This window comes from Vibrio sp. V01_P9A10T6 (assembly GCF_963877065.1).
Taxonomy (GTDB): domain Bacteria; phylum Pseudomonadota; class Gammaproteobacteria; order Enterobacterales; family Vibrionaceae; genus Vibrio; species Vibrio anguillarum.
Genome location: NZ_CAWNTB010000002.1, coordinates 1 through 12,951, shown reverse-complemented (window position 1 = coordinate 12,951; position 12,951 = coordinate 1). Strand labels below are relative to the sequence as shown.

Below are 12,951 nucleotides of genomic sequence, written 5' to 3'. Positions count from 1 at the left end.
ACTGTACGCTTTTAGGATACAGATGAAGATGCCCGTTATCACAGGAATCTGCAAAAGATAACTCGTAACCTTGATTTCGTTTCCCTCTCTAAATAGAGTAGCCGTCAGTAGAGCCCGTGTCTCAATGTTTTCGAGGTCGATTTGTCGCATTTTCATCAAGCTATTGCTCGGTTAATCGAGCAAATAAACGACGCGAAGGATGATGACGTTCGTTTTGTACAAATACTGCAAGAAGCTCCCCCTTTCGCGCCAATTGATTGGCTTGAAGCGCAACCCATTTTCCCTAAATTTTATTGGCAGTCACGCGATACGCGCGAAGAAGTAGTGGCATTAGGTCAGCTGTATACTTTTTCTGAGGCTGAACCTGCCTACGCTATTCTTGGTCAGGAGCAGCGAGTTTGGGGTGGACGTTCTTTTGATGGGCATACGGACAAAAATCGCCGTTGTCTATCCTCATTCTTCTTTTTACCGCAAATTGAGCTGATTTGCTGTGATGGTCAGTGGTCATTGGCGGCGAATATTACCGCTGAACGCCAACGAACCTTGGTCGCACTGCATAAACTGCAACTTGAAGTTAGTCCGTTACGTGGTATGACGTCACATATAAAACAGGTCACCCATCAACCTAATGAGGTGAAGTGGCAGCAGTTGGTCAATCAAGTGCTTGAGGGAATTGATCATCAAGCGTTTAAGAAAGTGGTGCTCGCGCGGCAAACGACACTCAGTTTAGATAAGCCGTTAAGCGCGGCGCAGTTGCTTAAGGCAAGTGCGGCGCACAATCATCACAGTTTTCATTTTTTATTAGCATTTGATCAAAAACACAGCTTTATGGGGTCGACACCTGAGCGTTTGTACGCTCGTCAAGGGCAGACTTTGTATACCGAAGCGCTGGCGGGAACTATAGGTCGGGGAGAAAATGCGAGCCAAGACATGGAGTTATCTCATTGGCTTACTCAAGACAGTAAAAATCTTAATGAAAATCAATATGTAGTGGATGACATTATTGAACGGTTAACGCCTCATTCTGAAAGGGTTGATGTTGAACAGGACGTCCGTTTAGTGCGTTTGCGCAAAGTGCAACATTTAAAACGGGGTATCCATGCGCAGTTGAAAAAGGGTGTGAATGGTGTACAACTGCTGAACGCGTTACAACCGACCGCGGCCGTGGCTGGCCTGCCGCGTAAAGCGGCGATGGATTTTATTCAGGCTAATGAGCCTTTTGCACGTGGTTGGTATGCCGGCTCAGTCGGTTATTTTAGCCATCAACAAGCGGAGTTTTGTGTGGCGATTCGCAGCGCTTTGCTGGTGGACAATCAGGTCCAACTGTTTGCCGGAGCTGGCATTGTTCCAGGTTCAGTTGCTGAGCATGAATGGCAAGAGTTAGACAAAAAAATGGCAACCTTACTGAGTTTGATCAGCGACCATTTTCCTCTAGGAGTGGCGTCATGAAGCATGACCAAGCAGTGCTGAACCGAATTTGGAGCCAAACGCTACTTGAGGAGCTTACTCGACTTGGGGTGCAAGAGATCTGTATTGCACCAGGTTCACGCTCGACACCTTTGACCTTAGAGGCGGCCGCCAATCACAAGCTCTCAATCCATACTCACTTTGATGAGCGTGGGCTGGGCTTTCTTGCTTTAGGTCTTGCTAAGGCGAGCCAAAAGCCAGTTGCGGTGATTGTCACTTCTGGCACGGCGGCGGCTAATTTACTGCCAGCGATTGCTGAGTCACACCTCACGGGTGAAAAACTCGTTGTACTCACGGCTGACCGGCCCGTTGAGCTCGTGGGATGCGGTGCGAATCAAGCAATCAATCAACTAGGTATTTACTCATCACATGTCACGCAGGCGGTGAATCTACCCAGTCCATCGACGACTATTCCATTGACTTGGTTGTTAACCACAGTGGATGAGGCTATGGCTAACCAAGATTATATGGGTGGTGCAATACATATTAACTGTCCCTTTCCCGAACCACTTTATGCCGAACATGATGTAGATCTCTACGCGGACTATTTGGCTGTGATTGAAGCGTGGCGTCAGCGTGAGCAAGCATTCAGCTCTCGCCAGTACCAAACCGAAACCAAAACGTTAGATGATGGTGCATGGCTGAGTAAAAAAGGGCTGGTGATTCTTGGTTCGTTGACGTTAGCTGAAGCGAAGAAGGCCAAGCACTTTGCCAACAAACTTGGCTGGCCAGTCTTATGTGATCCACAATCAGGCGTGAGCAGCGAATGGGCGCATTTTGATTTATGGTTGCAAAATGCGCGAGCACGTGAGCTGCTTAGTGAAAGTGAGGTGGTGATCCAATTCGGTTCACGGCTGGTCTCAAAACGGCTTACTCAATGGCTAGCTAGCCATGCTCACGCGGGTAACGTGCAGTATATTTATGTCTCACCCCAAATGGCACGTAATAATCAAAACCATCTGATGCAACAGCAGTTTGTCACTGATATTGCGTGCTGGGTCGATCGGCATATTGGTAAATTAACGGCTTTAGGTGCGGCGCAAGCGGGTTGGTCGGATCGGATAAAAAGTGTGGCGCAAGAGATTGCCCAATTGGCTAAATTGCATTTGAACGGTGACTCTTCCATTACAGAAATTGGTTTAGCGCTCGATATGGCCGAGCGCAGCGAAGGGGCTGACCTATTTATCGGCAACAGTTTGTTCGTCCGTTTAGCCGATATGTTTGCTCAAATTGAGGGACGTTCGGTTTACTCCAATCGAGGCGCTTCGGGCATTGATGGCTTAGTGGCAACCGCCGCAGGAGTACAGCGAGCCAATCATAATCCAATGTTGGTATTTATTGGTGACACGTCATTGCTGTATGATCTGAATTCTCTAGCTCTGCTTAGCCAAGTCAGCACGCCTCTGGTGCTGGTGGTGGTGAATAATGATGGTGGCGCTATTTTTGATCTATTACCCGTTCCCAAAACGCACAAAACCGCCTTGTACCAAATGCCCCATGGCTACCAATTTGAACACGCCGCACGGCAGTTTCGTTTAGGTTATGCTTGTCCGCAAACCTTATCTGCTTATCAAAGCTTGGTCCGTGAACATTTACAGCAGGGTACTGGCACCTTATTGGTTGAAGTGACCACGCCGTCTGGGCAAGCCGGTGAGCAAATCACACAATTTACCCAGCAAGTCTATGCTTTGTAGTCGTTTTTATTGCAGCACCACCACAGGTTCTACGTCGGTCGAGCCTGTGGTGGTTTTTCTACATGGTTTACTAGGCAGTGGGCGAGATTGGTCGAAAACGGCGCTTTTCCTTTCGCCATACTCGCAATTATGGATTGATCTTCCCGGTCATGGCGGTAGTCAGTCTCTCTTATGTGATGATTTTGATGAGTGCTGCGCTCACATTTCTGCAACCGTGCTTAAGCAGCTTGGCGAAAAAACACCTATCGTATTGGTGGGCTATTCACTTGGTGGAAGGCTGGCAATGTATGGCGTGGCGATGCAGCGTTTTTCGGCGTTGAATATTCAAGGTTTGATCGTTGAGGGTGGCCACTTCGGCTTGCAGAGTTCTTTTGAACGTGAACAACGATTGAAAAATGATCACCATTGGGCACATCGTTTCCAAACTGAGCAGATTGAGCGAGTTTTGGTCGATTGGTATCATCAACCCGTTTTTTCTTCATTAAATCATGAGCAAAGACAAACTTTAGTCACTCAACGCAGTGCTAATCTTGGGGTGGCAGTGGCTCACATGCTACTTTCGACTTCATTGGCAAAGCAGCCTTATCTGCTCGCACAACTTGAGCAAGTCGCATTGCCAATGGTCTATATTTGTGGGGAGAAGGACAGTAAGTTTGTTCATCTGGCACAGCAAAGCGGCTTCGAATATCGCCAAGTGCAGGCTGCAGGGCATAATGTCCATTATGAGCAGCCTGAAGTATTTGCTCATCTTATTCAAGAATTTATCAGCCAATGCTAACGCGTTGGTTCAAAAACAATAATTAATAGAACAATGGAAAGCACCATGGCTAAAACAGTCGGTATTACTGAACAAGAATTGTACGCACCAGTCATCTGGAGTGACTGCAGCGCCGAATATGAAGATATTCACTATCACAAATCGCAAGATGGCATTGCCAAAATTACGATTGCCCGCCCTCAGGTGCGTAATGCCTTTCGCCCACAAACGGTTAAAGAGATGATCAGTGCGCTGGCCGATGCGCGTTATGATGAGCAAGTTGGCGTGATCATTCTAACTGGTCTTGGTGAAGCGGCATTTTGCTCTGGTGGCGATCAAAAAATTCGTGGCGACTACGGCGGCTATCGTGATGAGTCCGGTACGCATCATCTCAATGTGCTCGATTTCCAACGCCAAATTCGTACCTGTCCGAAACCTGTAATTGCGGCGGTTGCTGGTTGGGCTGTCGGTGGTGGCCATGTGCTGCATATGATGTGCGATTTAACTATAGCGGCAGAAAATGCCCAGTTTGGTCAAACAGGGCCCAAAGTGGGTTCATTCGATGGTGGATGGGGTGCGTCTTACATGGCCCGTATCGTTGGGCAGAAAAAAGCGCGTGAAATTTGGTTCCTTTGCCGTTTTTATGATGCTCAAGAAGCGTTGGACATGGGGCTGGTCAACACGGTTGTGCCAGTAGCTGATTTAGAAAAAGAGACGGTTCGCTGGTGTCGTGAAGTATTGCAGCATAGCCCTATGGCGCTGCGCTGTTTGAAAGCAGCGCTCAACGCAGATTGTGACGGCCAAGCAGGTTTGCAAGAACTGGCGGGTAACGCAACCATGATGTTCTATATGACAGAAGAGGGGCAAGAAGGGCGCAATGCCTTCAATGAAAAACGCCGCCCTGATTTCAATAAATTCCCTCGTAATCCTTAAGCGTAAAATCGGCTCAAATCATCCATTTTCCGTGATGATTTGGGCTAGTGGTCTCAATGAACAAAGTCGAATATCGAACAAAAGGTTGAAATTATGCGCAGCGCAACACTGTATCGCTACTGTTTACCGATGGATAGCGGCGTTATTCTCCGCAATCAGAAGCTGGTAGAACGTGAAGGTCTGATCATTGAATTACAAGATGATCACGGTTCAGCGTTGGGTGAAGTTGCCCCATTACCCGGTTTCAGTTTAGAGTCACTTGAGCAAGCACAGCAGCAGTTAATAGCGCAGCTTCAGCTTTGGGTTAGTGGTGAGCTTATTACCTATGATGATCTTTTTCCTTCTGTTGCCTTTGGTTTGTCGATGGCGGAGTTAGAGCTGGATGGTGGGTTGCCTCAAGCCGGACACTATCACGCAGCACCTTTGTGCTCGGGAGACCCTGATGAACTGATCCCGCTTCTGAACGCGCTACCGGGCGATCATAGAGTTGCGAAGATTAAAGTTGGGCTGTACGAAGCGATTCGCGATGGGATGATCGTAAATCTGTTTTTAGAATCCATGCCTGATTTGCAATTGCGTCTTGATGCTAACCAAGCTTGGACACCCGCTAAAGCTGAAAAATTTGCCCAATATGTCTCTCCTTCGCTGCGTCAACGCATTGCGTTTTTGGAAGAGCCGTGTCCATCTCCCAGTGACAGCTTGGCTTTCGCTATCAATACGGGCATTGCGATTGCGTGGGATGAAACCTTACAGCAAGCCGTTCGCCGTGCAGATTTTCAGCTAGAAGATCTGACGGGAGCGAAAGCCATTGTGATTAAACCGACCTTGATTGGGTCGGTACAGCGCTGTATCGCTTTGATTGAAAAAGCTAAAACATTAGGCATTCAAGCCGTTATTAGCTCTAGCATCGAATCGAGCTTAGGGCTTTGCCAATTAGCTCGTTTTGCGCAGTGGCAACTGCCTAATGAAATTCCGGGGCTAGATACGATTAGTTTGTTTAAAGCACAACTCGAAAGCGCATGGCCCAACAGCGCATTGCCGATACAAACGCTCGCACAGCAAACGGTGGTTTGGCAATCTCAATGCGAGTAGGCGTTTTCTTTTGCCAAAAGCCGTGGCAACAACATGCTTTGTATACGCCGCACGCGATCGCCTTGCGTACGGCGAATCAAACCTACACTTGGCAGCAGTTAGCGAACCGTATTGACGCTTATGCTTTTGCAATGCAGCAACAAGGTTTGCAGAACCAAGATGTGCTGACGTTAGTGGGTAAGAACAGCCTTGAGTTAGTGTTCATCTACCTTGCGTCGTTAAAACTTGGCGTGATCTGCGCCATCACCATGCCACAACCTGTGATGCTGCTGAAACAGAAACTCAGTACCTTATACGGAGAGAATCAACCACATTGGTTATGGTTAGGTGAAGGAGCTAAGCTTGAGGAGAGTGGGCTAACTTCATTGCTCGCTGAGGCTAACATCCAGCTTTTTACTCATGAACATGTTACTCATGAACATGTTTCGCCGCCTACGAACGCTATGGTAAACAAGGCTGAGACACAGTTTGCCTCAATCATCTTTACTTCTGGCTCTACTGGGGTTCCTAAAGCCGTTATTCATACTTTTCAGCAGCATTGGTCGTCAGCCAGTGGTTTACTTGAGGTATTTTCATTTCGTTGCCATGATACGTGGCTGCTGAGTTTACCGATGTATCATGTGTCTGGGTTAGCCATTATTTATCGCTGGCTAGTCGCTGGTGCTTGCTTAAAAGTCGGCAGCGGCGATCTCACCCAAGATATAATTCATGTCACGCATGCTTCATTGGTTGCTACTCAACTGAAGCGTTTATTAGACAGTAAAACACCACTCGCATTAACGCACGTGCTGCTTGGCGGAGGCCATATCCCAAACTATCTCGCCCAGCAGGCGGCAAAGCATGGCATTGAAACTTGGGTGGGTTATGGCATGACGGAAGCGGCTTCCACGGTCACAGCAAAACGTGTTAACGCAAGCCAGAGTGTTGGCCACGTGCTACCTAAACGGCAAGTGAAACTACAGGGCCAGCGCATTTTCATTGGCGGTGAAACCATATCCAGTGGCTATTACCAACAAGGCTTAATCACGCCTCTTATCGATGAACAAGGATGGTTCGACAGCCAAGATCTTGGCTACTGGCAGAATGATGAGCTGTGCATTATTGGCCGCGTTGATAACCAATTCATCTCTGGAGGCGAAAACATTCATTGTGAAGAGATTGAAGCGGTATTATCTCACCACCCCGATATTATTTTAGCGATGGTGATCCCTGTTCATGATGATGAGTTTGGCGCGCGCAGCGTTGCTTTGTTGCAATGCCAAACTATGCCTAAAAAAGAGGCGTTAGAGCAGTGGCTCAATGGCAGGCTTGAAAAATTTAAATATCCCATCGATTATTTTTTAATACCAAATCACTTGAGCGAAACGGGTATTAAAATATCGCGCAAGACCTTAAAAACATGGCTCACCGAACATCAGCTGCGTTATCGACCACTCAATGAGCGATCACCATTTGATGGTCTGGTGCTGCCAATCCACAAAACAGACGGGCTTATCTAACATTTCCTTTTGCTGTAGTTGATAAAGTTGCTTAGCCACAAACTCCGGTTCAAAGAGCTTATCGCTAGCCACATTATGCTGAAATGGTTTAGAAAGCGGGGTGTCGGTGGTTCCCGGATGAAACAGAATAGTTTGTGTGTTGGGATGAGTGCGAGCTAGCTCTATCGCAAAACTTTTCGTCGCCATATTTAGCGCCGCTTTACTCATCCGATAGCTGTACCAGCCGCCACTGTGGTTATCCTCTAAGCTACCTATCCGCGCGCTAAAAACCGTAATTTTTGCAAAAGATTGACGATCAATAAGTGATGGTAAATATTGGAACCAACGCACTTGGCTCAAAACGTTACATTGTAAAAGCCATTGAAAGTAAGACTCGTCAAACCTTGAGATACGCTTTTCCGGTGTATAGGTGCCGTTGTGTAGTTGCCCATTAAAAAACACAATTTGATCGAACTTATGCCCGATGTCGGCCAATGTTTTGGCAATCAAGGCCGTTGATTCGATACTGTAGTCGGTTGGAAAATGTTCGCTTGAGGATTGGGCGAGATATTTTTGTCTTGAGACGGTAACGATTTCTGGCGCTAAAGTCTGCGCTTTGAGCTCCCTTATAAAAGCTTGGGCGATGATGCTTGAGGCGCCAATAATGAGGTATTTCATTGTTATCACTCTCTGTTTTTACAAACGCCATTACGGCATTGAGCATGACTAAACCAGCGAGATATCGACATGCGATGTTTTGCAAAAAGGAGGTAAATTTGGTCGCTAATCCATTTTAGGATGGGCAAGCGCGTGATGAATAACCAGCGATGTTTGTTGACTAAACGCCAAGCTAGAACGGTCACATCCAGCCCATAAAGCAGATTGCCTTGTTGATCTAAGCCATGCAATATCGATAACGCCTTGCTTTTGTCGATAGAAGGAAAGCTACGCATAGCATCGGCGTCATTTATGTCGATAAGCTGAACCCGACCATGGTGATCGAAGGTTTTTAATGAACGCATTTCATTGCAGCATAAAGGACACTGCGCATCGAAAAAAATCACTAAAGATGGGGTACTCATATGTATGTCATCAGCCTAACAGCCTGTTAATAACATATTTGTACGTTCACTCTTCAGTATAAGATCAAGCTAGTGTTTGGTTTGCACCCAATCCCAATCTAACGCCAATCCCCCCTGAGTTCGGCGACTTTTTGTTGTATCACTTGTGTTGTTGCCTCTTTTGGGGGGACGGGCTCGCCAGCTTCAATTTCTATATGTGACCAAAAACGAGTCGGTAGCCCACAGCAGGCGCGCCCTTTGGCACGGCTAAAATAGCTTCCCCACAATCCCTTCAATGCCATGGGGATGACTGGCACAGAGCTGCGTTTTAAAATAATATCCATCCCGCGCATGAAATCACTGATTTCGCCATCCGCGGTTAACCGTCCCTCTGGGAAAATGCAGACGATATGCCCTTCTGCCAATGCTTGTTCTACATCGTTAAAGGCTTGGCGGATAGAACCGCGACGCGTTGCGGAAATAGGTATCACGCCTGCACGTTTCAAAAAGCGACGAAGTGGCGGCAAATTGGCGTAATCCTCTTCCATCACAAAACGAATTAAGCGAGGACAAACCGCGCTCAGCAACAGTGCATCCATATAGCTAACATGATTGCACACCAGCAGTGCTCCGCCCTTTTCAGGTAAGTGATGAAGATTTTTGTGGCTGACTCGATACATGGTATGCGTCAGCATCCACATTAGAAATCGCACCAAGAAGACCGGGACTTGGTAGCATAAATAGAGTGCAACAAAGCCATTAAGCAAAGCTAATATAATGAAGAACTGAGGGATTGTAAGCTCAAGAAAGCTCAAACAGACAATCCCTAATAGTGCGCTCGCCACCATAAACAGTGAGTTGTAGATATTTAAAGCGGCAATGACTTGTGCGCGTTGAGTGACTTTAGCACGCTGCTGCATTAGCGCATATAAAGGCACAATGAAGATGCCACCGCAGACGCCAATCAACAATAGGAAAAGAAACATCGGCCATAGTGATTGGTAGCTGATAAATTGATAAAAATCAGTAAATTGAGGCAGTTTTTCTGGTACGGAGGTTGCCATTAAATAGCCAAATAATGTAATGCCAAAACTGCCGATAGGCACGATGCCGATCTCTATTCTATGATGCGATAATTTGTCACAGGTCAATGAGCCAGTGGCAATACCAACAGAAAACAGTGCTAGCAAAAAAGAAACGGCGCTCTCTGTGCCATATAAATAGTGATGCGTGAAATTTGGAAATTGAGTTAAGTAGGCGGCACCTAAAAACCAGAACCAACTGATCGCCATTACGCATTGGAAAATAGTACGGTCTTGTTTGGCAATCGCAATGGTCTGCTTGGTTTGCTTAATGGGCTGCCAGCGAAAAACGAGATCGGGTGCGCAAGCAGGGGCTTTAGGAATATGACGGCTGGCTAAATAGCCTAATAACGCAAATAGCACCACTGCGCCAGCAGCCACGTATTTAGTGTAGGGCATCGAGGCAATGAGCCCAGCCCCCAATGTGCCTAATAAAATCGCTAAAAATGTGCCTGTTTCCACTAACGCATTACCCGGAACCAATTCATTTGGCTTGAGTTGTTGCGGCAATAAAGCGTATTTGACTGGGCCAAAAAAGGCCGATTGTGTCCCCATCAAAAACAGTAATAACAGTAAAATGGCGTAACTCTCGGTCATAAAACCGATCGCGCCAAGACACATGATGCCAATTTCAGCCAATTTCACTTTACGAATGAAAGCGGATTTTTCGTACTTGTCAGCAAGCACACCAGCAGAGGCAGAAAAAAGGAAAAAAGGAAGAATGAATAGCCCTGCGGCAAGGTTAATAAATAAATTACTGGAAACCGGTAACACGTTCGCTCCAGCAAACGCGACCAATAGCAGCAAGACATTTTTAAAGATGTTATCGTTAAATGCGCCAAAAAACTGGGTGATGAAATACGGAAGAAATCGTTGCTGAGTCAGCAATGAAGATTGAGATTGACTCATTGATGGTCCTTATCGCGCCCAGTGATTAAGATAGTTTGAGAGTAGGTTTTCAATCAGCTCTTTCCCATCGATGGGTTCGGCGGCGAAAAATTTATCATCTACGCTTAATAAGGTAATACCATGTACGCCAGACCACAGGACTCGGCTTGCTTGCAGCACTTCTTGTTGCGAGTGTTGTGGAGCAAGGATGGTCAATAAACCTTCAAGCATGGCGGTCATGTTGTCGATGCGCTCTGCTTGCCACTGGGGAAGTCGTTCACCATTCATATTATGTTCAAAAATAAGTTGCCAGCGATTGGGGTGCAACTGAGCAAAATCGTGGTAGCAATAGGCCAATTTATACAACGCTTCTTTTGGATCGCTACACTTTCCCACCACTTTTTTCGCTTGTGAAGAGAGTTCATCCAAGGTTTGAGCGACCACATGCAACAATAAAAGATTGTAACTGCCGAAGACATTGACCAAAGTGCTAGGTACGTAGCCAATCATGGTTGCGATTTTACGCAGGCTGAGCTCGTGATAAGTGTGATTTTGAAGAAAATGCTTCGCGGTCTTGAGTGTCAATGCAATCAGTTCTTCTCGGGTGTGATCGTTTCGTCTGGCCATGGTTACGTATCAATTATGAACAACGTTCGATATTCTAGTGGGGTGGTGTATAAGCGTCAACTTATGGACGGTTAATTTGCAATATTCTGATACATGTCTGCGAGAAGCAACGGTTTTCTTGTCTATCCGAAGTGGTTATGATGAGTAAGCCTCAATAATTATAACCCTAAGGAAAAACATGAAACGTTTTTTTTCCCTTGTAGCATTGCTGATGGTTGCTGTTGCGATCACACCGATAGCAGAAGCAAAGAAATTTGGCGGTGGTAAATCGTTTGGTAAAAGCTATAAAACGGCTCCAGCTCCCAAACAGCAGACTCAAAAAAATGACACCATTAAGCAAGATCAAGCAGGTAAAGCTGGTTCGACCAAAAAAGGTCTGATGGGCGGATTACTGGGTGGTTTACTCGCTGGTGGTCTACTAGCGGCTTTCTTTGGCGGCGCGTTTGAGGGTATTCAATTTATGGATATTCTGATCTTCGGCCTGATTGCTTTTGTGCTCTTTAAACTGATGCGCGGTATGCTTGGTGCGAAGCAGGGTAGCATGAATCGGCAGCAGCCTGCGTTTGGTGGCGTGAATAACCGAACGGAGTTTGAACAGCCGAACGTGCACAATTTTGAACAACAGCCTCAAGCCACGGGTGGTTTTGGAGCGAATGCACACAGCGATATCCCACATAACTATCCAGCCGGTTTTGATAAGGTAGCTTTCATTAATGGTGCGCGCGAACACTACCGTATTTTGCAAGGTGCTTGGAACCATAACCAACTTGAAACTGTTGAAGAATATGTATCGGCGAGCTTGTTTGAAGATTTAAAACAAGAGCGCGCAAAGCTAAACGGTGAACAGCACACAGATGTGATGTACGTAGACGCTGAAGTCGTTCGCGCCGATTACGATGCAAGTAAAGCGCAGTTGAGTTTGCAGTTTACTGGCCGCTACCGCGATTCCGTGGAAGGCATTGAAGAAGATATTAATGATGTGTGGCATTTAGAGCGTGATTTAACCGTACCTAATGCACCTTGGTTGATTGTTGGCATTCAAGGCTAAGACTTTTCACGATGGATCCAAAACGCCCAAGCTTGTCTTGGGCGTTTTGCTAGGTCACTAAGCTAATTTAGCCGTTGTTTCAAAGGCTTCTAATTTTGAAAGATAAGGTGTTAAATCACCAATATTGTTTTTCACCCAATCGGCACAGTAATAGGTATCTAAATAACGTTCGCCGCTGTCGCATAACAGCGTCACGATGGAGCCTGTTTCACCTCGTTGTTTCATCTCACTGGCAATTTGCAAAACCCCATAAAGATTGGTTCCGGTAGAAGGGCCTGCTTTGCGGCCGAGTAGTTTTTCCAACCAATAGATCGTAGCGACACTGGCGGCATCCGCAACGGTACGCATTTCATCGACTACGCCGGGAATAAAACTTGGTTCAACTCGTGGACGACCAATTCCTTCAATTTTGCTACCACACTGCAAGGTTAAGCTTGGGTCTCGGCTTTTGAAATAATCATGAAATACCGAGTTTTCAGGGTCGACGACGCACAGTTTGGTATTGTGTTTTTGGTAGCGAATAAAGCGGCCTATAGTTGCTGAGGTTCCGCCTGTGCCCGGGCTCATTACAATCCATGTCGGAACGGGGTGATCTTCCATTTGCATTTGGTTAAAGATACTGTCGGCAATATTGCTATTACCACGCCAGTCGGTCGCACGTTCAGCATAAGTGAACTGGTCCATATAATGGCCATTCAGTTCTTTGGCTAAGCGGTGTGATTCGGCATAAATTTGATCAGAGCGATCGACTAAATGCGCTTGGCCGCCATAAAGCTCAATCTGCTCAATTTTTTTTCGTGCAGTACATTTGGGCATTACAGCAA

The 12,951-nt window shown here is 46.5% G+C and carries 12 protein-coding genes; 7 read left to right on the top strand and 5 right to left on the bottom strand.

Features of this window, described 5'->3' with window-relative positions; all coding sequences use genetic code 11:
- The first annotated feature begins 141 nt into the window (after window positions 1–141).
- The 6 genes from AACQ21_RS00120 (at window position 142) to menE (ending at window position 7,442) form a co-directional block, all read left to right on the top strand.
- The gene (locus tag AACQ21_RS00120) at window positions 142–1,449 is read left to right on the top strand and encodes an isochorismate synthase (protein ID WP_013856429.1); all 1,308 of its coding nucleotides are present in this window, start codon (window positions 142–144) and stop codon (window positions 1,447–1,449) included.
- On the top strand, window positions 1,446–3,161 hold the full coding sequence (menD, locus tag AACQ21_RS00115) for a 2-succinyl-5-enolpyruvyl-6-hydroxy-3-cyclohexene-1-carboxylic-acid synthase (RefSeq protein WP_105976347.1): 1,716 nt from the start codon (window positions 1,446–1,448) through the stop codon (window positions 3,159–3,161). Before AACQ21_RS00120 ends, menD begins: the two co-directional genes overlap by 4 nt.
- A complete protein-coding gene (gene menH, locus AACQ21_RS00110) occupies window positions 3,151–3,939 on the top strand; it encodes a 2-succinyl-6-hydroxy-2,4-cyclohexadiene-1-carboxylate synthase (protein WP_105976346.1) in 789 nt (262 codons plus the stop codon). The genes menD and menH overlap by 11 nt, the downstream gene beginning before the upstream one ends.
- A 45-nt stretch (window positions 3,940–3,984) precedes the next feature.
- The gene (menB, locus tag AACQ21_RS00105) at window positions 3,985–4,851 is read left to right on the top strand and encodes a 1,4-dihydroxy-2-naphthoyl-CoA synthase (protein WP_026027256.1); all 867 of its coding nucleotides are present in this window, start codon (window positions 3,985–3,987) and stop codon (window positions 4,849–4,851) included.
- A 93-nt stretch (window positions 4,852–4,944) separates the two neighbouring features.
- A complete protein-coding gene (menC, locus tag AACQ21_RS00100; protein WP_017048564.1) occupies window positions 4,945–5,943 on the top strand; it encodes an o-succinylbenzoate synthase in 999 nt (332 codons plus the stop codon).
- A complete protein-coding gene (gene menE, locus AACQ21_RS00095) occupies window positions 5,934–7,442 on the top strand; it encodes an o-succinylbenzoate--CoA ligase (protein ID WP_105976345.1) in 1,509 nt (502 codons plus the stop codon). The genes menC and menE overlap by 10 nt, the downstream gene beginning before the upstream one ends.
- Here the strand turns inward: menE and AACQ21_RS00090 are convergent.
- From AACQ21_RS00090 to AACQ21_RS00075, 4 genes are all read right to left on the bottom strand, one after another.
- Window positions 7,389–8,099: an SDR family NAD(P)-dependent oxidoreductase gene (locus tag AACQ21_RS00090; protein WP_094128939.1), complete on the bottom strand. Its 711-nt coding sequence runs from the start codon at window positions 8,097–8,099 to the stop codon at window positions 7,389–7,391. The genes menE and AACQ21_RS00090 overlap by 54 nt on opposite strands.
- A gap of 5 nt (window positions 8,100–8,104) precedes the next feature.
- Window positions 8,105–8,503 (bottom strand): thiol-disulfide oxidoreductase DCC family protein, encoded by a 399-nt coding sequence (locus AACQ21_RS00085; protein WP_017045280.1) that lies wholly within the window; start codon window positions 8,501–8,503, stop codon window positions 8,105–8,107.
- Window positions 8,504–8,601: 98 nt separating this feature from the next.
- A complete protein-coding gene (locus AACQ21_RS00080) occupies window positions 8,602–10,473 on the bottom strand; it encodes an MFS transporter (protein WP_105976344.1) in 1,872 nt (623 codons plus the stop codon).
- Between the two features lie 9 nt (window positions 10,474–10,482).
- Window positions 10,483–11,079 (bottom strand): TetR/AcrR family transcriptional regulator, encoded by a 597-nt coding sequence (locus tag AACQ21_RS00075; RefSeq protein WP_017048569.1) that lies wholly within the window; start codon window positions 11,077–11,079, stop codon window positions 10,483–10,485.
- Between the two features lie 178 nt (window positions 11,080–11,257).
- Between AACQ21_RS00075 and AACQ21_RS00070 the strand changes: the two genes are divergently transcribed.
- Window positions 11,258–12,127 carry a Tim44 domain-containing protein gene (locus AACQ21_RS00070; protein WP_017048570.1) on the top strand — a complete coding sequence of 290 codons (870 nt, stop codon included), beginning with the start codon at window positions 11,258–11,260 and terminating at the stop codon, window positions 12,125–12,127.
- Window positions 12,128–12,184: 57 nt separating this feature from the next.
- On the opposite strand, the gene AACQ21_RS00065 is transcribed toward AACQ21_RS00070, so the two are convergent.
- A partial coding sequence (locus tag AACQ21_RS00065) for a PLP-dependent cysteine synthase family protein (RefSeq protein ID WP_105976343.1) occupies window positions 12,185–12,951 on the bottom strand: 767 nt, incomplete at its 5' end.